17 protein-coding genes, 1 tRNA gene and 1 pseudogene are annotated in these 23,280 nt (G+C 33.3%); 5 read left to right on the forward strand and 14 right to left on the reverse strand.

Annotated elements, in window-relative coordinates:
- Window positions 1-6 precede the first annotated feature (6 nt).
- The 5 genes and pseudogenes from P8625_RS04555 to rpmH form a co-directional block, all read right to left on the reverse strand.
- A pseudogene (locus tag P8625_RS04555) lies at window positions 7-3,167 on the reverse strand (efflux RND transporter permease subunit).
- A 3-nt stretch (window positions 3,168-3,170) separates the two neighbouring features.
- Complete coding sequence (locus P8625_RS04560; protein WP_279652305.1) at window positions 3,171-4,301, reverse strand: efflux RND transporter periplasmic adaptor subunit; 1,131 nt, start codon at window positions 4,299-4,301, stop codon at window positions 3,171-3,173.
- Between the two features lie 10 nt (window positions 4,302-4,311).
- Window positions 4,312-4,767 carry a MarR family winged helix-turn-helix transcriptional regulator gene (locus P8625_RS04565; protein ID WP_279652306.1) on the reverse strand — a complete coding sequence of 152 codons (456 nt, stop codon included), beginning with the start codon at window positions 4,765-4,767 and terminating at the stop codon, window positions 4,312-4,314.
- Between the two features lie 133 nt (window positions 4,768-4,900).
- Window positions 4,901-7,753, reverse strand: coding sequence for a carbamoyl-phosphate synthase large subunit (carB, locus tag P8625_RS04570; protein ID WP_279652307.1), 2,853 nt, complete (start codon window positions 7,751-7,753; stop codon window positions 4,901-4,903).
- A 103-nt stretch (window positions 7,754-7,856) separates the two neighbouring features.
- The gene (gene rpmH / locus P8625_RS04575; protein ID WP_028891113.1) at window positions 7,857-8,018 is read right to left on the reverse strand and encodes a 50S ribosomal protein L34; all 162 of its coding nucleotides are present in this window, start codon (window positions 8,016-8,018) and stop codon (window positions 7,857-7,859) included.
- A gap of 228 nt (window positions 8,019-8,246) precedes the next feature.
- Between rpmH and P8625_RS04580 the strand changes: the two genes are divergently transcribed.
- The 5 genes from P8625_RS04580 to P8625_RS04600 all read left to right on the forward strand — a co-directional run bounded on the left by P8625_RS04580 (window position 8,247) and on the right by P8625_RS04600 (window position 15,060).
- Window positions 8,247-9,866 (forward strand): CTP synthase, encoded by a 1,620-nt coding sequence (locus P8625_RS04580; protein ID WP_279652308.1) that lies wholly within the window; start codon window positions 8,247-8,249, stop codon window positions 9,864-9,866.
- 233 nt (window positions 9,867-10,099) lie between these two features.
- Window positions 10,100-11,938 (forward strand): membrane protein insertase YidC, encoded by a 1,839-nt coding sequence (yidC, locus tag P8625_RS04585; RefSeq protein WP_407704769.1) that lies wholly within the window; start codon window positions 10,100-10,102, stop codon window positions 11,936-11,938.
- Between the two features lie 100 nt (window positions 11,939-12,038).
- Window positions 12,039-12,758, forward strand: a complete 720-nt coding sequence (locus tag P8625_RS04590; RefSeq protein ID WP_279652309.1) for a glycosyltransferase family 2 protein — start codon at window positions 12,039-12,041, stop codon at window positions 12,756-12,758.
- A complete protein-coding gene (locus P8625_RS04595) occupies window positions 12,758-13,399 on the forward strand; it encodes a lipid-A-disaccharide synthase N-terminal domain-containing protein (protein ID WP_279652310.1) in 642 nt (213 codons plus the stop codon). Before P8625_RS04590 ends, P8625_RS04595 begins: the two co-directional genes overlap by 1 nt.
- Window positions 13,400-13,440: 41 nt before the next feature.
- Window positions 13,441-15,060, forward strand: coding sequence for an ArnT family glycosyltransferase (locus P8625_RS04600; protein ID WP_279652311.1), 1,620 nt, complete (start codon window positions 13,441-13,443; stop codon window positions 15,058-15,060).
- A gap of 374 nt (window positions 15,061-15,434) precedes the next feature.
- Here P8625_RS04600 and P8625_RS04605 read toward each other — a convergent pair whose 3' ends face one another.
- From P8625_RS04605 to P8625_RS04645, 9 genes are all read right to left on the reverse strand, one after another.
- Window positions 15,435-15,767, reverse strand: coding sequence for a hypothetical protein (locus tag P8625_RS04605; protein WP_279652312.1), 333 nt, complete (start codon window positions 15,765-15,767; stop codon window positions 15,435-15,437).
- A gap of 292 nt (window positions 15,768-16,059) precedes the next feature.
- A complete protein-coding gene (locus tag P8625_RS04610) occupies window positions 16,060-16,326 on the reverse strand; it encodes a hypothetical protein (protein ID WP_279652313.1) in 267 nt (88 codons plus the stop codon).
- 309 nt (window positions 16,327-16,635) lie between these two features.
- Complete coding sequence (locus tag P8625_RS04615) at window positions 16,636-18,582, reverse strand: hypothetical protein (RefSeq protein WP_279652314.1); 1,947 nt, start codon at window positions 18,580-18,582, stop codon at window positions 16,636-16,638.
- Window positions 18,583-18,584: 2 nt separating this feature from the next.
- On the reverse strand, window positions 18,585-18,809 hold the full coding sequence (locus P8625_RS04620) for a hypothetical protein (protein WP_279652315.1): 225 nt from the start codon (window positions 18,807-18,809) through the stop codon (window positions 18,585-18,587).
- Between the two features lie 103 nt (window positions 18,810-18,912).
- Window positions 18,913-18,985: transfer RNA gene (locus P8625_RS04625), tRNA-Gly, on the reverse strand.
- 9 nt (window positions 18,986-18,994) lie between these two features.
- Window positions 18,995-20,356 carry an SDR family oxidoreductase gene (locus P8625_RS04630; protein WP_279652316.1) on the reverse strand — a complete coding sequence of 454 codons (1,362 nt, stop codon included), beginning with the start codon at window positions 20,354-20,356 and terminating at the stop codon, window positions 18,995-18,997.
- A 41-nt stretch (window positions 20,357-20,397) separates the two neighbouring features.
- Entirely contained in the window at window positions 20,398-21,063 is a 666-nt protein-coding gene (locus P8625_RS04635) for a hypothetical protein (protein ID WP_279652317.1), read from the reverse strand.
- Between the two features lie 41 nt (window positions 21,064-21,104).
- Window positions 21,105-21,806 (reverse strand): DUF434 domain-containing protein, encoded by a 702-nt coding sequence (locus tag P8625_RS04640; RefSeq protein ID WP_279652318.1) that lies wholly within the window; start codon window positions 21,804-21,806, stop codon window positions 21,105-21,107.
- Between the two features lie 17 nt (window positions 21,807-21,823).
- Entirely contained in the window at window positions 21,824-23,239 is a 1,416-nt protein-coding gene (locus P8625_RS04645) for an RtcB family protein (RefSeq protein ID WP_279652319.1), read from the reverse strand.
- Window positions 23,240-23,280 lie beyond the last annotated feature (41 nt).

A 23,280-nucleotide genomic window follows, 5' to 3' on the forward strand; every position in this document is an offset into this window, starting at 1 on the left:
CTCATTTTAACCTTGTAACTCTTCCTTCTCCGATGCCAATTCCTTAATGGCTCTTTCTACTTCTTCCCTTCTTGGCTTTTTTCCTTCCCACAACCATTTTACATATACTTTAAAATAGTTTGCTATAGATAACAAAACAGGCAGTGTAAGTAGTGTTAAGAACGTAGCAACTATAATTCCGTACGCTATAGATATTGCCATTGGAATTAAAAACTGTGCTTGTCTACTCGTTTCAAAAATTAAAGGTGTTAAACCAGCTACGGTAGTAATGGTTGTTAAAAAAATGGCTCTGAATCTAGATTTCCCTGCAGCAAATAGTGCTTCTTCATACTCCATCCCTTGTTTTAAATAGGTATTGAATTTGCTAATCAGTACGAGTCCGTCGTTTACCATAATTCCTATCAAGGCAATGATTCCTAATAAGGATAAAATATTGACTGCAAAACCATGAAACCAATGACCCCATGCAACCCCTATTAAACTAAAGGGCACCATAAGAAGTAACATAAATGGTTGACCATAAGACCTGAAAGTAAATACGATAACAATGTATATTAATAGTAAAATTACTGGACCTACCACTCCTGCTGAACTTGATATTTTAGAAGCTTCTCTATTTTGCCCCTCATACAATGCCGTAATCGATGGATATTTGGCAGTTATCATAGGCATTATTCTTGTTTTGATATCTTCTAAAATATCGGTAACACTCGCTTGAGATTCTTTCATATCGGCCTCTACCTTTATTTCTCGTTGTCCTTCAAGGTGATTGATAGCTATTTCTCCTCGTTCAATTTCGTACGTAGCTATTTCAGAAAAAGGAACCCTACTGCCCGTAGGGGTTACAATACGCATATCGTCTAAATTTTTAATCGAAGAACGCTCTTTTCTATCGTAACGTACCCATACTTTTATTTCATCTTGACCTCGTTGAAAACGTTGTGCTTGCCTACCAAAGAAACCACTTCGTACTTGCGACATCACTCCGTTTAAGTTAAGCCCTAGCAAATACGCATTGTCTTTTAATTTTATTTTAATTTCTTTAATTCCTTGTGGGTCGCTATCGGTTACGTCTTTTAATTGTTGGTTCTTAATAAGTTCCGCTTTTAATTCAGCCTTCGCAGCTTTCAACTCCTCAATGTTGTTACTTAATAAGGATACTGATACTGGACTTCCACCGAAATTACCTCCAGAACCGTAGGTTAAGGTTTCCACTCCGTAGATTTCACCTACCCTATCTCTAATCGCATTGGTTATTTCCCTTGAACTAAAGGTTCTTGTTTCTCCTGGCAACAAATTAATTCTTAAAGAAGCCCTCGCTGTACCTGGTCCAATTTGTTTTAATACGTTTTCAACTACTGGCTCTTCTGTTACTCCGTACTTTTTGGTAAATTCTTTTTCAACTTCCCATGTTTTTTCTTCGATAATTGAAATGATACTATCGGTTATTTTCTCATTCGTTCCTTGTGGCATGGTTAAGTTTACCGACACTCTATCGCTCGCTATAGATGGGAAAAGAGTTTTCTTTATGATCCCTCCTTGAAAAGCTCCTATGGTTATTACTAAAAAAGCAATAGGTATTACCATCCCAAAGAATTTATTTTCGAGTACAAATTTTAAAACTGGCGCATATAATTTGTCACGCATAAAATCCATCACATCTTCTGCATACTTATTGAACTTGTAGAGTTTTTGCTCTCTATTTAATGCTTTTGAATGTGCTACGTGTGCTGGTAAAATAATTAGGGCTTCTACCAGGGAAAGAATTAATGTTAGAGCAACCACTGTGGCTACCTCGCTAAAAAACTCTCCTATTCTTCCATCTAAAAAAAGAAAACTGAAAATGCTAAAACCGTAGTTGTAATTGCCGAAATAATCGGCGGAACAACCTCCATCGTACCATCAATCGCAGCTCGTATGGGATTTTTTCCTTTTTCGTAATGGTGATAAATATTTTCAGAAATTACAATTCCATCATCTACCAAAATTCCAATAACGATAATCATTCCGAAAAGTGATAATACATTGATTGTAATATTAAAATAGCCAGCAAACATAAACATTCCAAAAAAAGCTACAGGCAACCCTGCTGCAACCCAAAATGCTAACCTTGGACGTAAGAATAGCGACAAGAATAGCATGACTAACAACATTCCTTGCCAAGCATTTTTAAATAGCAATTCTGTACGTTGATTTAAGGTAATGGAAGAATCTCTGGTAATTGCTATTTGTACATTGTCGTGTTGTTTATTAAACTTTTCTATATATTCATTAATACTTGCTGCTGTGGTTAATAAATCTTCACTGTTGGTATTACTTACTTGTACGCGTACTGCTGTATTACCGTTATAATAATTTCTATTGGGTGTTTCACTCCAAGTATCTTTAACGGTCGCAACATCTTTTAATCTTATAATACTTCCAGAAGCATCAGCTTTCACTACTAAATTAACTAACTCATCTCCGTAATACGATTTATTTCTTGCTCTAATTAAGTACTCTTCTTCTTTTGTTTTAACCGTACCTCCTGTTGCTAAAATATTTGCTGTCGATACTGCATTTGCTACTTCATTAAAGGTAAGGTTATAGGCTAGTAAATCGTTTTCTCTAACAGCTATTTCTATTTCTTCTTGTGGATATCCTGAAATCTCTATTTGAGAAATTCCATCAATTCTACGAATGTCATTTTCAATACCTCTAGCTATACTTTTTAACGATGCCAACGGAATACTTTCACCCGTAACTACAAAACTAATGGTTTCGGCTATACTTTCTATTTTAGATACTACCGGCGGCTCCATTCCAGTAGGAAAGTTGGGTACTTTATCTACTGCATTTTTTACATCTGCCAATACGACGTTAATATCGTATCCTTTGATAATTTCTACAGAGATACTTGCTGTATTTTCTGAAGAGGTAGAGGTTACCCTATCGACTCCTACCAATCCTTTTAAATTATCTTCAATTTTCAAAACGACTCCTTCTTCAATCTCTTGTGGTGATGCTCCTGGATATGCAATATTTATTGCGATAAACTTAGCGTCTGTTAAAGGAAAAAAAGAGGATCTTAATGAAGAATAACCAAAAAAACCTAAAATAAGAAAGGCAATGATGATGATGTTTACTGCTACTGGATATTTTATAAAATATGATATAACTTTCTTCATCCCCTACTTTTTTGTTTGTTCTTGAGTTTCAGAAAATATTTTTATAGGCATTCCTATATATGCCCCTGGTACGGGTTTGGAAACTAACTGTTCTCCATCTTTCAATCCTTTGATGATAACGGTATTTTCGTTAAAATGTACTGGAGTCACCTCAACCAAGTCTAGGGTATTGTTTTTTACTACATATACTGCATTGTTATCTACCAATAGTTTTCTGTTAATTTCAAACGCATTTGTTGCTGTTTTTGCAGGTACATTCGCTTCTAAATACATTCCCTCTCTCAACTCTTGCCCTTTCACTTCTATAAACACTTGAACTGTTTGGGTGTTTTGATTTATCTTACTGTTTATTCTAGAAACTTTACCTGTCCATTTGTTTGTTTTTTCTAGGTCGTGCAGTGTTACTGTCTTTCCTTCTTTTAAAATTGCCGCAAACGCTGCATTTACAGATAAAGGAAGCTCAAAAACTGAAACATCGATAAACTCACCTAATTTTTGCCCAGGTCTTACTAAAGTTCCGCTAGTAACCAATGCTTCTGTTAACACGCCGTTAAAAGGAGCGTTGATACGATACTTTCCTAACCTTACTTCCGAGTTTTTGATATTGTAGTAGGTCGTATATATATTTTTTCCTGTTAAAAAATACTTTCCTTTGTCAGAACTAGGTTTTGGCAACGGTTGTACAGCTTTATTGATATCAAAATTTTTCAAGTAAGTATCCCACTTTTCAAAGTCTTCAGGAAAGTCTAATCGAATATCTGGCATGATGGAAGCTATTAAGTTTTGTAGTGAGCTTCTTTGCGATTGTATAGAAGCATAAAACTCTTGGTTGTTAATTCTCAACAGCGTTTGTCCTTTTTTATACCTAACTCCTGCTCTAAAATCTTTTCCTGTTGCCTGCAAAACTCCTTGTACTTCGGCAAAAAGAGCTATTTTATTTTTAGCCACCAAACTACCATTCGCTGAAATGTTTACAGGTATTTCTCCGTTTTTTACCTCTTGTACAAAAACAGTTTTCTCTATTTTATTTAGCTTTTGCACAGGGGGCTTCTTACTGTTTTTAAAATACCTAGCTATTAAAAAAGCTATCGCTAACACAGCAATTGCTACCCCTACGATTTTTAGTTTTCTCATATATATGTTTTTAGCTGCATTCACAACTTGTAGTTGATTTTTGGTTTATGTTATTTTGTACTTTTTTGATAACACTAATGGCTTTTTTTATTTCTTCTTCTGAAATATTTTCTTGTAATGAATTTGCTATTTCTTCAATTACGGGCAAGGTTTCGTTAAATAGCAACTCTCCTTTTTTTGTGACATGAACATTTTTTATTCTTCTATCTAATTTTGAAGAAATTCTTGTAACCAAGCCCTTCTTTTCCATGGTGTTGATTAACCTAGTTAACGAAGTTTTATCTCTATCTGTTAAAAAAGCAAGTTCTTGCTGCGCAACACCATTTTTTTTATGAAGTGTTTTTAAGACAATCCACTGTATTTTGGTAAGACAGATATTTTTGTCGAGAAATACGTCGTGAATATGATTGTCAATCATTTTCATGGTTTTCCCTAACCAAGGTGCTAATGTGTTATCTATACCCATTGTTGTAATTTCAACATGGAAACAAAATTAGACTATCCACATTATTTAGTTGCATATACAACTAGTTAAGGTTTTGTTAAAAAAAATCCGAAGTATTTCTACTCCGGACTTATATTTTATGAATGCTTTAAACTTATTTACTCAAGTACATTTTACGTCTTGCATATAACTCGTAAAAAGCATCGTCTCTTAAAGAATCGATGAATAAAATGCTTTCTCCTGTAGATTTCATTTCAGGCCCTAAGTTTTTATTTACATTCGGAAACTTGTTAAATGAGAATACAGGTTGTTTAATTGCAAAACCTTCTAATTGCGGATTGAAATCAAAATCGGTTACTTTTTTATCTCGTAACATTACTTTTGTTGCATAGTTTACATACGGTTCTTTATAGGCTTTCGCTATAAATGGAACGGTACGTGAGGCACGTGGATTTGCTTCAATAATGTATACTTTATCATCTTTAATCGCAAATTGAATATTAATCAATCCAACGGTATCTAGTGCCAAGGCAATGGTTTTCGTATAGGCTCTAATTTGCTCTAAAACTAATTCTCCTAAGTTAAACGCTGGTAAGGTAGCATTTGAGTCTCCAGAGTGGATTCCACAAGGCTCGATATGCTCCATGATTCCGATTATATATATATTTTCACCATCGCAAATGGCATCTGCTTCTGCTTCAATGGCTCCTTCTAAGTAATGGTCTAATAACAATTTGTTGTTTGGTATCTTACGTAATAAATCTACCACGTGCTCTAACAACTCTTCTTTATTTATTACAATTTTCATTCCTTGACCTCCTAATACATACGATGGACGCACCAAGATTGGAAAATCTAATTCATCTGCCAGAGCTAAAGCTTCATCAGCGGTTTCTGCTACTCCAAATTGTGGATAAGGAATGTTGTTTTCTTTTAATAAGGTAGAAAAACTTCCTCTATCTTCAGCTAAGTCTAGTGCCTTAAAACTGGTACCTATAATTGGAATTCCGTAACGTTCTAACTTTTCAGCTAATTTCAAAGCTGTTTGTCCTCCTAACTGTACAATAACACCTTCTGGTTTTTCATGTTTGATGATATCGTAAATGTGTTCCCAGAAAACTGGTTCGAAGTACAACTTATCGGCCGTATCAAAATCGGTAGAAACAGTTTCGGGGTTACAGTTAATCATAATGGTTTCATAACCACACTCTTTGGCGGCATATACCCCGTGAACACAGCAGTAATCAAACTCAATTCCTTGACCAATTCTGTTAGGTCCAGACCCTAATACAATTACCTTTTTCTTGTCAGAAACTACACTTTCATTCGATACCAACACTTCTCCGTCGGCAGTTTCTATCTCACTTTCAAAGGTAGAATAGTAATACGGAGTTTGCGCTTTGAATTCAGCAGCACAAGTATCTACTAACTTATAAACACGTTTTATTTTTAATTCTTCACGTTTTTTATATACTTCGCTTTCTAAACATCCTAACATATGAGCGATTTGACGATCGCCATATCCTTTTTGCTTAGCCTCTAATAGTAATTCTCTATTTAAGGTATCGATTGTATATTTAGAAATTTCTTTTTCTAAATTAAACAATTCCTCATATTGCTTTAAGTACCACATATCTATTTTTGTGATATCGTAAATCTTACTTAGAGGAATTCCCATAGCAATGGCATCGTAGATTGCAAATACACGATCCCAAGAAGCATATTTTAATTTGTCTATAATTTGATTGTAATCTTTATACCCTTTACCGTCGGCTCCTAAACCATTTCGTTTAATTTCTAACGATTGGGTTGCCTTATGCAAGGCTTCTTGGAACGAGCGTCCAATTCCCATAACTTCTCCAACTGCTTTCATTTGCAAGCCTAAAGTTCTGTCAGAACCTTCAAACTTATCAAAATTCCAACGAGGTATTTTTACGATTACATAATCTAATGTTGGTTCAAATAACGCTGAAGTTGATTTCGTAATTTGGTTATCTAACTCATCTAAGGTATATCCTACAGCTAATTTAGCGGCAATTTTAGCAATTGGGTACCCCGTTGCTTTCGATGCTAATGCTGATGAACGAGATACACGTGGGTTTATTTCAATGGCAATGATATCTTCTTTTTCGTCTGGAGAAACCGCAAATTGCACGTTACATCCTCCTGCAAACTCACCGATAGAACGCATCATTTTAATTGCCATATCACGCATTTTCTGATATGTTTTATCAGACAGTGTCATGGCTGGAGCTACAGTAATAGAATCTCCTGTGTGAATTCCCATCGGATCCATATTTTCGATAGAACAGATAATTACCACGTTGTCGTTATCGTCGCGTAACAATTCTAACTCGTATTCTTTCCATCCCATCATTGCTTTATCAATCATCACCTCGTGAATTGGAGAAATCTCTAATCCTCTAGATAATGATTCTTCAAATTCTTTCTCATCATATACGATAGATGCTCCTGCCCCACCAAGTGTAAAAGAGGCTCTAATACATAGAGGAAAACCAAATTTTTGTGCTACTTCTTTTCCTTTTAAAAATGAAGTCGCTGTAGCTTGAGGCGCCATTGGCACTCCTATTTTTTCCATTAACAAGCGAAACTTGTCTCTATCTTCAGTAATATTAATTGCATCAATATCAACTCCTATAATTTCAACATCAAAGTCTTCCCAAATCCCTTTTTCATCAGCTTCAATACAAAGATTTAAGGCTGTTTGCCCTCCCATGGTAGGTAAAACAGCATCAATTTGTGGATGCTCTTTTAAAATTTGTAAAATAGATTTTGTATTCAGCGGTAACAAGTATACATGATCTGCCATTGAGGGGTCTGTCATAATTGTTGCCGGATTCGAGTTAATTAAAATGGTTTCAATTCCATCTTCTCTCAACGATCGTAATGCTTGGGATCCTGAATAATCAAACTCACATGCTTGACCAATAACAATAGGTCCAGATCCAATAATTAAAATCGATTTAAGGTCTTGTCTTTTAGGCATTTTAGTTGGTGTTGTGTTGTGATGTAAAAATAAAAATTGTTTGGTTATAAAAAAAGGCGATACTGAATAGTAACGCCTTTAAAATATTAACAATTGTTAATCATTATTTCTTTGGTCTTGATTCAGATGAAACAGACAATTTCTTTCTTCCTTTTGCTCTTCTTCTAGCTAATACTTTACGTCCATTAGCAGAAGCCATTCTTTCGCGGAAACCGTGTTTGTTTCTTCTTTTTCTCTTCGATGGTTGGTACGTTCTTTTACTCATTACAGTATATCTTAAATATCTTCTTTAAATATGTTTTGCTTTTGTGAAATTCCGTCTGCTAAAAGCGTGGGCAAATATACAACAGTTTTTCGGTCTGGCAAATCCTACATTTATTTTTTTAAAAAAAAGTATGTCTAACAAAAATACATCAACTTTCTATATGTTTTTTCTCTTTTTTATTTGTGGTAATAGCCAGACTTCTTACTTTTGCGCAAACCTAACAGTACCATGAACAACACAAAATACGTTTTTGTAACCGGAGGCGTAACTTCATCATTAGGGAAGGGAATTATAGCCGCTTCTTTAGCCAAATTATTACAAGAAAGAGGATATTCAGTAACTATTCAAAAGCTTGACCCATACATTAACATCGATCCAGGAACATTAAACCCATACGAACATGGTGAATGTTATGTTACCGATGATGGAGCAGAAACCGACTTAGATTTAGGGCATTACGAACGTTATTTGAACATTCCAACCTCGCAAGCGAACAATGTAACTACAGGAAGAATTTATCAATCTGTAATAAACAAAGAGCGTAAAGGAGAGTTTTTAGGAAAAACAGTTCAGGTAATTCCTCATATTACCGATGAAATTAAGCATCGAATTCAAATTTTAGGCAATACAGGCGATTATGATATTGTAATTACTGAAATTGGAGGAACTGTAGGTGATATCGAATCGTTACCTTATATAGAAGCTGTTCGTCAATTGCAATGGGATTTAGGAGAAGACAATGCCATTGTTATACACCTTACTTTAGTTCCGTATCTTGCAGCTGCTGGTGAATTGAAAACAAAACCTACACAACACTCTGTAAAAACATTAATGCAAAGTGGGGTAAGTCCTGATATATTGGTGTGTCGTTCTGAGTATGAAATTTCTAGTGATATAAGACGTAAACTAGCCCTATTTTGTAATGTGAAACCTCAAAATGTAATTCAATCGTTAGATGCTGAAACCATATACGATGTTCCGAACTTAATGTTTAAAGAAGGGTTAGATTATGTGGTATTAGATAAGTTAAACTTATCTACACGAAAACAACCTAACTTAAAAACATGGAATAAGTTTTTAGAGCGTCATAAAAATCCTACTTCTTCTATAGAAATTGGTTTGGTAGGAAAATACGTTGAATTACACGATTCTTATAAATCTATTACTGAAGCCTTTATCCATGCAGGAGCTTCAGCTACCAATAAAACAAAAGTGAATGTTCGTTGGATTCATTCGGAAGATTTAACTCCAGAAAATGCTGCTGAACAACTAGAAGGTTTGAACGGTGTATTAGTAGCCCCAGGGTTTGGTGATAGAGGAATTGAAGGTAAAATTGCCGCAGTACAGTATGTGCGTGAAAATAACATTCCTTTCTTAGGAATTTGTTTAGGAATGCAAATGGCTGTTATTGAATTTGCCAGAAATGTATTAGGACTTAAAGATGCCAACTCTACTGAAATGGATCCGAATGTCGCGCATCCGGTAATTAACTTAATGGAAGAACAAAAAGAGGTTACCGAAAAAGGTGGAACAATGCGTTTAGGTGCTTGGGATTGTCAATTAGCCCAAGACTCTAAAGTGTATCAGGCATATAAAGAAGAACTCATTAGTGAGCGTCACCGCCACAGATACGAGTACAACAACGATTATAAAGAGCAGTTAGAAAATGCTGGGATGAAAACTGCAGGTGTGAACCCTAAAACTGGATTGGTAGAAATTGTTGAAATCGATTCGCATCCTTGGTTTGTTGGAGTTCAATACCACCCTGAATATAAAAGTACCGTGTTAAATCCGCACCCTTTGTTTGTAAGTTTTATCAAAGCAGCTTTAAAGCAATCAAAAAAATAAATTAAAAGTCCTGTAATCTACATTACAGGATTTTTTATCGATTACTCAAAATTGGAATACAGTTTGAGCTATTATCATTCACAAAATTATTCATCGTAAAACCTCAAAAAATCTATAGGGTTTTACTACATTTGTCGGGTTTTTCAGCTTTCAAGAAAAACTTTAAATGACAAATTGACATTTTAACATATATCAATGGAACAAAAAAATTTGATTTGAATTCCTTTATAGGAATGCTTTTATTAGGAGGAATTATGCTTTGGTGGATGAACACACAAAAGCCAGAAGAGACTCCTGAAAAGACTACTCAAACAGAGCAAACTACCAATGCAACTACCGACACTCAAAACAATGGAAGCGATACTACTGTAGTTGTAAGTGACTCGTTGCAACAAGTTGCACTACAAAATAAGTTAGGGGCTTTTGCTTACGCAGCTTCTACAAGCAAAGAAGGAAGCACAACTCTTGAAAATGATCTTGTAAAGTTAACTATCGACAATAAAGGAGGACAAATTATTGAGGCTTTAGTTAAAAACTATAAAACATACGACTCTTTACCTGTATACTTAGTTAAAGATAATAATGCTTCTTTTAATATTAATTTCGGAACTACTGATAACCGAATTTTAAACACTCAAGATTTATTATTTACTCCTACTCTTACTAAAAATGGAGATGTACAAGTACTTTCTATGAAATTAAAAGTTTCGGAAGCAAAGTTCTTAGAATATCGCTATGAAATGAAAGAGGGTGATTATAGAGTTGGTTTTGCAGTGCGTTCGCAAGGATTAAACAATACTATTAATGGTTCTCAGGAAATTAATTTAAACTGGAATTTAAAAGGGTACAGACATGAAAAAAGTTTGAAAACTGAAAACATGTACTCGTATTATTACTACAAAGCTGACGACGAAGTTGATTACTTGCAAATGACTGATGATGAAGTTGTAAGTGATATTGATTGGGTTGCTTATAAACAACACTTCTTCTCTTCTATCTTAACTTCAGAGACTCCGTTTAACAATGCGAGTTTACAATCTGTTGACTTTGCTGGAGAAGATAAAGATAGCGTATACACGAAAACCTACGGAATTAAAACTCCGTTAGCTTTAACAAATGGGGAATTAAATTACAACATGCAGTGGTTTTACGGACCAACCGATTATAATTTGTTAAAGACTTATGAAGGAACAAACCTAGATGAAATTGCTGATTTAGGTTGGGGTATTTTTGGTTTCTTAAACCGTACCATATTCTACCCTGTATTTAATATGCTAAAAGGGTTTATTGGTAACTACGGATTGATTATTATTTTAATGACCATCGTAGTACGTATCATAATGTCGCCAGTATTATACAAATCGTACTTATCGAGTGCTAAAATGAAGGTGATTCGTCCAGAAATGGAAGAAATCAATAAAAAGTACCCAGGCAAAGAAAATGCAATGAAGCGTCAGCAAGAAATCATGGCGGTACAACGAAAAGCCGGAGTAAGTATGATGTCGGGTTGTATACCTGCCCTGATGCAAATGCCTGTGTTCTTTGCATTATTTAAGTTTTTCCCTACCAATATAGATTTCCGCCAAAAAAGTTTCTTGTGGGCGAACGATTTATCTTCGTATGATACCATTTTTAAATTACCATTTAAAATTCCTTTTTACGGAGACCATGTAAGTTTGTTTCCAATTTTGGCTTCTATCGCAATTTTCTTTTACATGAAAATGAACCAAAGCCAGCAAGCCAATATGCAAGCTCCTACGCAAGAAGGAATGCCTGATATGAGTAAGATGATGAAGTGGATGATCTACTTCTCTCCTATCATGATGTTATTCTTCTTTAACAATTATGCAAGTGGATTGAGTTTGTACTATTTCATTTCTAACTTGTTAACCATAGCTATTATGTTTGTAATTAAAAATTACGTAATAGATGAGGATAAGATTCATGCTAAAATTGAAGAAAACAAGAAGAAACCTGTTAAAAAAAGTAAGTTCCGTGAGCGTTTAGATGCAGCCATGAAGCAAGCTCAGGAACAGCAAGCAGCGCAACAAAAGACAAAAAATAAGAAATAACAACTTCTATTTTATAAAAAAACTAAAATCCAACGACTTATACCGTTGGATTTTTTTATTATTTGTAATTTCGCAAGGTTATCCAAAAACAGACAAGTATATGGATTATAGAATGACTATTATCATTCCCGTTTTTAATGAAATTGATAATTTAGATAGAATACACAGTACGTTTACCGATTACTTTTCTAAAAGTAATACCAAAAGCAAAGTTTTATTTGTAGACGATGGTTCTACCGATGGTAGTTTTGATAAAATTGATGAAATATGCACAAAAAATCCTGATTTTGAATACCTGAAATTTAAAGAGAATTGCGGATTAAGTGCTGCGATTAAAGCAGGGATCGACCATATTAATACCGAATTGATAGGATATATCGATGCCGACCTGCAAACAACTCCTTATGATTTTGACCTTTTGCTAGAAGACATCGACAACTATCAGGCTGTTATTGGATATAGAGGTAAACGAAAAGACACTCTCAGTAAAAAAATACAATCGCTAATAGCCAATAGTATTCGACGTGCGTTGATAAATGATGGTGTTATTGACACGGGATGCCCGTTAAAAGTATTACATACTGATGCTGCTAAGAAAATTCCTTTTTTTAAAGGAATGCATCGTTTTATTCCTGCCTTAATTCAATTACAAGAGGGCACTATAAAACAAGTAAAAGTGCAGCATTTTGAACGTATTGCAGGAACTTCAAAGTATACCATTTTCAACCGGTCTTTCAAGGCATTACGAGACACTTTTGCCTACCGCTGGATGCGAAAGCGCTACATAAACTACACCATAGAAAAGTCTAAAATTAGCTAATGAGCGACTGGCTTTCATATAATTCTTTTGTGTATATCATTGGTTTTGCTGCACAAATTTTGTTTTCAGCAAGATTGTTGTTGCAATGGATTCAATCTGAAAAAGTAAAAAAAGTGTTAACTCCTGTGTTGTTTTGGCAACTGAGTTTAATTGCTTCTTTTTTACTCTTTGTATATGGCTGGTTACGAGACGATTTTGCTATTATGTTAGGACAATCGCTTACTTACTTTATTTACATAAGAAACATGCAATTGCAAGGGTCTTGGAAAAAACTACCAAAAATACTACGTGGTTTTTTATTTATTTTCCCTTTTCTAATCGCTATGTATTCTTTAAAAAACAACCAAATCGATGCTGAACGCTTATTCAGTAATGAAAACATTCCTATGAATTTATTAATCTGGGGAAGTATTGGGCAAATTATTTTTACCTTACGATTTGTATATCAATGGATTTATTCCGAACGTAAAAAAGAATCGTCTTTACCTTTAGGTTTCTGGTCGCTAAGTCTTATAGGCTCGCTCATGATTTTAAGTTACGCTATTATTAGAAAAGACCCTGTTTTATTTGTCGGACAATTATTCGGCTTTGTTATTTACTGTAGAAATGTGTATATCTTATTAAAACATCAAAAATCATAAAACACCAACGTATAACTTATCACTACTAAATCTTGTTAAAAATGAGAAGCAAACTGACTTTTAATATCTTTTTAATCATCGCTGCTATTAGCTTACTTATCAATGTAGGATCTTATGGTGTTATTGAAAGTAGTGATGCCAGGTATGCCGAAATTGGTAGAGCAATGCATGCTTCGGGTGATTTTATGCATCCTAACTTACTAGACGTGCATCATTACCATAAACCTCCTTTTACCTATCAAATTACAGCGTTAGGTTATAAAATATTTGGCACGAACGCTTTTGGTGCTCGCTTCTTTTTACAGCTTGCCATTTTACTACAACTTGTTTTAGTATACCGCTTGAGTTTTTTATTATTCGACAACAAAAAAACGGCGTTATGGTCTGCCATTATTTATTTTAGTTTTCCTTTGGTGCTCGTATCCTCACGTAACTTAACGACCGATGCTTTTTTAGCAACCTTTGCCCTGTTAAGCATTTATAGTTGGGTGCGATACCGCAAATCTGGCGTAATTAAATGGCTTTATGCCTTCACTATAAGTTTGGCTCTTGGCTTTTTAACCAAAGGTCCTGTGATATTCATTGTTCCCGTAATTTTTATCCTTTTTTACAATCGTACTGAAAAAGCAAAGCATCGTTTTTCTTTCCATCATATTGCTGCTTGGACCTTTTTTTTAGTCATAGCAGCTTCTTGGTTTGTGTATTTAGGATATCACAATCCTGCTTTTTTAGATTATTTCTTAGGAAAACAAACCGCCGACAGGTTCTCTAAAAATGCCTTCGGAAGAACAGAACCTTTTTGGTACTTCTTAGCCTTTGCTCCTTTGGTGGGATTACCGTGGTTTTTAGCCGCTGTGTATTTGGTAAAAGAGCAAAAACAACTCTTCAAAACAAAAACCATTCACTTTGCTTTATTCATGGCATTTGTAATTCCGTTAGTATTCTTTTCGATTTCTTCTTCTAAGCGAATTTTATATATTTTGCCTTTATACAGCATGCTTGCTGTTTTAATTGCTGATTTATTTTCAAAAATTACGGTTGAAAAAACAAAAATCATCAACGGTATCGTACTTGGTTTTTATGGATTACTCCTACTCGCTTTTATGGTCGCTCCTTTTGTGGATACAGGAATGAACATTCCGTATTATTTAGCAATTGCGAGCTGCTTGGTCGCTATCTTTATTTTTTTACTGTATACCTCATTAAAAGACGAAGTTAAATTTAAACCTATCATTGCTTCTTTCGTTGTTACAACATTTCTATTGATAAGTGCTACCACCATTTTGGCTAAAAACGAATTAAAAGTAAATGCTTCAAAACCTGTAACCGATTTCCTGATTGAAGAAGACTTGGCTTCAAGAGATATTTTAGTGTACAATACAAGAAAACCATCGATTGCATTTGGGTTGAATAAATCTATCATTTCGCTATATGACGGACATCATTCTTTAAACAGAGAAACGCAATTTGAAACAGATGCAGCGTGGAAAAAACACTTACTGAACCTCAAAGATGCTGAAGGATTTGAAAAATTAGAGCAATTGGTCGCAAAACCTACGGTTTTACTATTGTACAAAAAACAACTTCCTGAAAAACTCAACTGGTTAGCTGAAAAATATGCTCATAAAAAAGTAATGGGAAAGTGGGTTGTTTACTACTAAGTTAAGCAACATCTGCTTCAATAAACTTTCGATCAGATCAATAATAGCCAGCTATTCAAATGATTTTACCAACTATTTTTGGCACCGTTACCTACAATTTATTACACGGACTACAAGTCGTGCTATAGTGCTTTTAAAATTTGTAATTCCTATTCATAACAACTTTTTCTTTAGAAGTAGAAAACTACTTTGAGTTCTCTAAGTAGTTCTTATCAGGATATTGTAATTACAAACTATTTTATTAATTTGTCTTTATTAACTATTTACCACACGATGCAATCGTGCGGCAGCGGGGGGTATAAAATTAAGATAGCCTATATATTATCATTGTGTTTGATTGAACCTGCCCGCCACTAGTTGCAAACTAGCGGTAGCTATTCCGGTATACTAGCATCATCGAGAGACCTTGATAACTGACCTAAAAACTTAGTTAAATCATGATTATAATAATATATAATTGTTTCTCTAAATTTTATAGTTACACCTACTATTTGAGTCTCTTTTTCACTAAGAGATTCTACAGACTTTATTATGTATTCAAGTTCTTCTACTTGTGTTTTTAGTTTTTTCTTTTCAAATCCAATTTTTCTTAATTTATATATTTCTAAAAATCTAGAAACTGGTATAGGTCTTGAAACTATAATATTCGAGAAAACAAGTTCCTTAAATTTTTCATTCTGTATCAAGTTGTTGAATTTACCATTCATAATAAAATATTATTTAGAAAACAAGATTTGCCACTGCTTATCGGCATTATACCATTTAACATAAGCCCCTGAAACAACGCGCTTACTGTTATTTAAAAAAAACTACCTTGCTTATCTAAAATTAAGGTAGCTTGTTTATTTATTACTATTTTTTATTCGGCACGGATTACAAATCCGCGCCATCGGGCGAAACCACCTCACAATTTAATGTAAAGTAGCTTTTATATTCATTCCTGTTTTTCTTACTCTATCTAACTCGCCACTAGTTGCAAACTAGCGGGAGCTGGGGATTTTAAATTTTTTCATCAACCGAACAAATACCTTCTATTATATTAATTAAATCAAATATAAAATCTTCTTGTTCTTCTTTCAACACTCTTTCCCTAAATAGAGGAAATAAAAATTCACTCTTGAATGCGTCTAAATCACCTCCAGTATTTTTATATTTTTTTAAAGCATCAACTAAAACATAATAATCTGTTTCCTTTCGGGCTATCTGTTCTGGTGAATATTTTACATTATAAAAACTATTCAAAATATTATCTACCTTAATTTCCAATTCTTTCCTTTTTATACCCATTATAATTATAGTAATATGATTAATTATATCTTACCCACTTCCCGAGCTAACGCACGATTGCATCGTGTGGTACATGTATTGGTTAATACAACCTACATACAATAACAGTATCTAACTGATCTTTTTTCTTCTGCATAATCTATAAAACTACAATACAAAATGTTTTGTAGAGCTAATTTAATAGCTCTTAAATATAGAACAATATTAAGAAATATAGTAAACTTATTGCACGGATTACATGTCCGCATTATCTGATTTTAAATTAGGTAAAATAAATTTTTAACTATGTTATGATTCAGCTACTAATAATCCAAAATATTCCTCTTTGGTTAAAGGACGTACACTCCCTTGTGGAATTACTTCGTTTTTCATTTCACAAATCAATATATCTCCTTGTCTTTTTAAACATTTGATATACGGAATTACATTCTCGTGCACTCTAAAAGTTGATGCTATGGCTTCTAAAGGTTTATCTTTATATTGTTCTTCTATCCAAAGCCAATGTTCTTTATTGGTTGAAGTACACCAACATTTAACGGCGTACGCTTTTTGAGAATTCCACGTTTTTAAATCTTCAATTTCGTTAAAGTCAACTTGATAAGTTTCAAATATGTTATGTTTTTGGCACTTAGCTTTCTTTCCTCCTAAATCGTATTTGTAATAATCAACTAAAATTCCCTTAGTCGCAACCCTTCTTGCATTTAGTGCTTTCATCATCTGTGCAACTCCAACATAGTTAAACGAAAATCTTCGAATGTTCAGGTTATTAATACTAAAAAGTTGCTCATAACTATAGGAAACTATCTGTTTCCATTGCTTCTCTATTTTATGTAAAATGAAAACAAAATGTTCATTTAACTCACAATCCCATTCTCTCAATACTTCTCTGGTATAAAAATTTTGAAATGATTGATGTCTCATTTTTATTATACGAATAAACTCTTCAATAGGAACTGGTACATATTGAGAACTCCACCTAGAACCTATATAAAAGTGTGTTTTTGACAATCGATTATTTTCACTTATTGTATGATAGAAATTTTGTACTATTTGTGAATTTTCTATATTAAAATATTCTGATTTTTTAATTTGAACAATGGTAGGGTTGCTATCGACGAATACTTCTTTTAATGCTCTTGTTCCAACTAGCTCTCCTATAGTTTTTAGTTGGTTAAATTTCTTAGAAACTCCTTCTTTCAATATCAATCTACCATACACGTGCTGTATGTTTGGAGTTTCTATAGCTTTGCTAAGTTCAAAATCTCCATTAATAATTTCTAATTTTTTAAAATACAGTTTCTCTACAGAACCTGGTTTTTTCAAGGTTCCATTAATCTGTTTTAAATTAGGCAAGTAATGATTGTATTTATAATCATAATCTACGTTTAATACCTCTAGAGACACGGCTTTAAAAGATCCTAGCAGCACCGATTGTTTTCTTATGCTCTTTAATTGAGGAGCTATCAATTCTGAACCATCTCTACTAAGTGTAAGTTTTTCTACTTCTTTTAATATGGGAAATAAATTGTTTGTTCCTTTTTTTATAAAGAGCTTCCCTTTGATATGAGATACATTGATTACTTGGTTACTTGAATTAATTACACATTTTTTATAAATGACTTCTAGCTTGGGTGTTCTGACTTTTCGATTAGTATTTTCTTCAATAAAAAAATCACCCCATATTTTTCTTAAATTTGGAAAATAACAATTGGTATTTATAATTTCTATAGAACCAAAATGTTCTTCTATTTCAAAAACTAATTCCCTCGATTTAAATAAGGAAAGATTTTTTATTCTAATATTACAATATTGGTAGTTTGGTATTTTATTTAATTCTGAAGGTTTTTGAATTTCTATCCAGCCTTCTTGTGCATCATTTATTTTAATTCCATTTACAATGGACAAGTTGTTTAAAGGTGTTTTATGAAGCATTTTCAATTTACCTAAAACTACCTCTAACTCTGGTAAATTAATTGCTTTTTCATGAATGTTTAAATTCCCTTTTACTATTTTTAATTTTCTAAAAACGTTCTCTTTTGCATCAACCGATAAATTGCCGTTGACTTCTGTTAAATTAGGGAAAGTGCAATTTTTAGCTCTTACGATTAAGCTTCCTTTAACCTCTTGTATCTCTATAGTACTGTTATGTATATAAACTTCTAAATGAAACGCATCTTGTTCATTAAGCAATTTAAGATCTTCTTTCTTCCTTATTTTTAGTGTAGGTATTTCCATTCTTAATCATATGCATTTTCAACGGCTCTTGTAATAGGGTTAAATTCTTGTTGTACATATTTTATTACATTCTCACCTTCAATTTTAATACAACCGTGTTCTCCATGAGATAATACAGCCTCTCCCTCAATTTTTAAGACTTGAGTACTATCTATGGTTTTTAGAACCCTAATTTTTGATGCTTCTAATACATGAGTATTGGTTGTTTCTTCTAAAAAATGTTTCATATTTTTTATATTTTAAAGAAAAGGGGTTGGACTCGAACCAACACCTACGAATTGGCATTTCGTTGCCTTCCTATTAGCTACCCTTTTCTTATATGTTTGTATATAGAGCAGACCAGACTCGAACTGGTAACCCTATGCGTGGTAGGCATATGCTCTTCCAATTGAGCTACTACTCTATTTTGTTTTTACCAGTTCTCTATTTTATAATTTTTTAGCAATGTTCCTGCTAATATAGGAGTTTCTTTGATTCCTTCAACAATGGGGTGTAAAATTCTTGCAGCACCATCTACAGAATCTAAAGGAGGTACATATGCCTTTTCAAATTGTTTTTCCCTCAAAGATTCTTTTGCCCCTGTCGATATCCAACCCACATCCACCGCATACATATAAATGCCATATTCAGTTGCGTATTGTTCGCCAGACGTTCTTGTCATCATGTTTAAAGCTGCTTTGGTCATATTAGTATGTGGATGAAATTTTGTTTTGTTATAATAACTGAAAATTCCTTCTGAAGAAGTTACATTAATAATGAACTGTTCCTTAAAACTAGATTCTTTAAATAGAGGTGTTAGCTCTTTTATTAAGAAATAAGGGGCTATTTGGTTAATAATGTTTACTTCTAAAAGTTCATACATAGATACTTCTTCTAAAGTTGAGTTCCAGCTAGTTTTAATTCGTTGATCAATTGGCTGTCCAAATCTGTTCATGGCAAACGATTGATATTCTTCATTCTTTTCTATCATGAGCCTCTCTTGCACTATCGGAGTGTGATTGGGAACTAATTTTAAATCTGCTGATTCAGCTAACAATTTAGTTTCATTTTGTATCAAGGGTTGATAATACGAATCATTATACTTGATGGTTTGAGCCGCATTATTTATTAAAATATCTAAGGATGTATATTTTAATTTACAATAACTTATAAATTCTTCAACCGCTTTAAGGTTTTTTAAATCTAGCCCGTATATGGTTAACCGATCTTTCCATTCTTTATAGTCTTTTTCTTTCTTTAACTGTTCTAAGGCCAGTGCAGGAAATCTAGTAGTTACTAACAAATTACCTTTATTTCTCAAAACTTTAAGAGCTGTTGCATAGCCTACCTTTACCCTACCTCCTGTAAGAATAACATTTCTTCCTTTTAAATTAACCGTACTAAACCTAAATCGATAGTTCTCTTCGGAACATTTAGGACACATTCTGTTATAAAAAAAATGTACTTTGGTGTAACTCTCATTACAAGAATAACAGTTCTTTGGAATTTTTAACTCTTGGTATTTATGATTGAAATCAATACTTTCATCTGAAAATAGCGTTTTATTGTTTAGAGCATTCTTTGTGATTATGGAGGACTTTAATGTTTCTAAATCTTCTTCTCTCTTATTCTCATAAAGTTCTCGTGATTTCAGCTTTTTGGCTTTTTTATACACTTTAGTTATCAGCCCCGAAAATAACTGATTGTTTGGGTTGTTATAGGGATTCTCTTTTAAAGCCTTTAAAACCTTTATACAATGTTCCCATTCTTCTTTTGTAAAATCATATGCCTCCATAGGGTAATCAATTTATTTTTACGTTTCTATTTTTTTGAATTTTAAAACGGCTCTACGAAACCAATAAAATCAAAATTTTTCATTTTCCATCGAATACCATGACCAGACGGAATTCTAATTTCATAAACAAGCTCATGTTGAAAGTGGCAATAAACATTCCACCATGTTTTATTTTTAAAAATGTAATTCAATATTTCTCTGACTTTTTCTTCCTTTTCTTTTGGTTTTCCTTTCACTATTCCCCAGAAGTTCTGAGTGGATCTCTCTGAATGTTTTTCTAAGGCTCTTGCTGCTTTACTAATTTGTGTATTGTATGATTGAAAACTCGCTATTAACAAATCGCTATCTAGCGGTGGAATTGCTTCTTCGCTTCTAGCACTCGCTGAAGTTAAACGTTGTCCTAGCACAACTAAAAAATCTTCAATCTTCGTTTTGTCGAATTTATGATGACTATTACACAATTCTTCCTCTTCTAGCATGAATAAAAACTTTCTATAAGTCTTATTTCTATCGACTTTTACTTCTTCTTCAAAGTTTGGTAAAGTGTATTTATTTAAAACTGTTTCATTCAAATGATATTCATATAAATTTTTGGTAAACTTTTTTAAATGTTCATTTTTACATTTTACTAAATAATGTTCGCTTTTACCTTTATTTAATTCTTCTCTAATAAACAATAGCTTGCTATATAACTCTTCTTTTTTCATTTTTTTACAAAGTATTTTTTATAAATAAACCAAACTGAAAATTAAGAAGTTACTACAAACTCATAATCATCAGGCATTAATTCTTTCATTAAATTAAACCAGCTCTCTACCCTATCTAAAATCCATGCATCTGACGTTATGGCTACCAAGTTACTCTTAGCAATTAACTTATCGGGGTTGTTTTCTAAAATAACCTCCCAATTATAGCCATACTCTTTAGCTATTAAAAGTAATTTGGCTTTCATTCTTCCACTATTCGAAACAGGTTTGTCAAATATCCATATTATTTTTTCAGAGTTATGATTCTTGAAAAAATCTCCAATTAAAGATATTGCTTCTTCGGTTTGATTAACACTTTTATACGTTCCATGTAATGAGGATAAATCTCTAATAGCACCATCTTTTCCTTCAAATAAATACGCATTTGATAGCATACTTTCTAACAGTATAATTTGATTAAAACCATCTACAATTATTTCTTTGCCAGATAGACTTTCTTTTAATAACGCCTTTTCTTTTCTTCTTATAACTGCTGTTTTGGCAGCAGACATTCCTTTTATAGCTTGTTGTTGACGCTTATTTAATTTATGGCGATTTCCAACCAACTCACAAGAAGAAGATTCTCCATAACCGCGTTCCAATAAAAAAGACATATCGAAGACTGCCTCTTTAATTTTATCCTGCATAAAGTTTTTTCCAAATAAATAACTGTCTCTTCCTTCTTTTCCTCTGTTTTTAGGCATTTGTATCCTTTTTTAATCTAACTATTTTCTTTACTTCTCTTTCTACGCTTCCATGGTGCATTTTTTTGCCAGTCTCCTGCCATAATACAACCATAGGGCATCACTTTATCAATTACTTCTCCTAAGCTAAATTCTTCCATTTGGTTACGAACAGTTTCAGCATTTTTATAAGCAGATGGTAATTCAGTAATATCAATTTCATTTGAGAAAAAACGCACATCTAAACCTTTTGTTTCTTCTGCGAAAATCTCTTCAAAAGTTCCTGTTTTACTTTTTCTATGTTGTGTTCTACTCACATTTCTACCAGCACCATGGGGAGCAAATCCTAAATTAGAATCCGTTGTTTTTCCTTCAACGATTAATACTGGCTCACTCATGTTTAACGGAATTAATCTTGGCCCAGTTATATCTGGCATAAACTTAGGGTCTAACGGTGTAGCTCCTTTTGCATGATAAAACAAATCACCATCTTTAAATACAAAATTATGCTCGTTCCAAAATCTGTTTTCTTTTTCGATTCCTACTTTTTCTAAAGTAGCATCGTGTAAAACCTCATGATTCTTTTTAGTCCATTTTCTTATAATTTGTAATGCTTCCCAATATGCTAAACCTTCTTGTGTTTCAAAAGGAATCCACGCATTTTGTTTCAATGTTTGTGGCGATAACTCTTTTCTAAAACGTTCAGCCACTTTCATACCTTCTTTATATAATCCAGCTCCAAAACCTCTACTTCCATGATGGGTCACTAACATTGTGTTTCCTGTTTTCTTAGATATCCCTACAAACAAGAAATGGTTTCCGTCTCCTTGTGTTCCTAAATGTGAGCGTGCTGCTGCAATACTTTTTTGACTATTTAAGAAGCTATTATTTTCAATCTCTTCTAATAAATCAGATGGAAATCTAAACTGCTCTTCTCTTGTTCTTCCTCCGAAACCAAAATGCGTAACACTATGTGCAGCATCTAAAACTTCTTTAGGATTTGCTTTTCCGAAATCTGTTAACATTACTGAACAACAAATGTCTGCACTGTGCATTCCTGGATGAATTGCATTTTTTGCTACTGCAACTCCACCTACTGGAATATTTCCTGCTGGACCTGTTGGACAAGCATCTGGCATCACAGCTCCGTTTACCAGTGTTGGTGTTTTCATTAGCACTTCCATCGAGTTAACTACAGCATTTACATTGGTTTCTTCCAACTCATTTTCAGCTTTAATATTTATACTAAAGTTTGCTGGTTCTTCTAATAATGGTATTTCAGGAGCTGGTTTAAATTGTTCTAAATATTCTACTATCTCCTGATTTGTAAATTCGTTCGAATTCACATACTCAATTGCTTTTGAAAACCATCTCCCGGGTTTAAAACCCATTTCAATTAAATCTTTTCCTGTAATTTCCACTTTCTTTTGTTTTAAATTGTTTTGTTTTTTCATAGCATTTTTCCCACTTACGGCGTTTTCTTTTTCTTAATTAC

Origin of the sequence: Tenacibaculum tangerinum (assembly GCF_029853675.1) — a bacterium.
Lineage (GTDB): Bacteria > Bacteroidota > Bacteroidia > Flavobacteriales > Flavobacteriaceae > Polaribacter > Polaribacter tangerinum_A.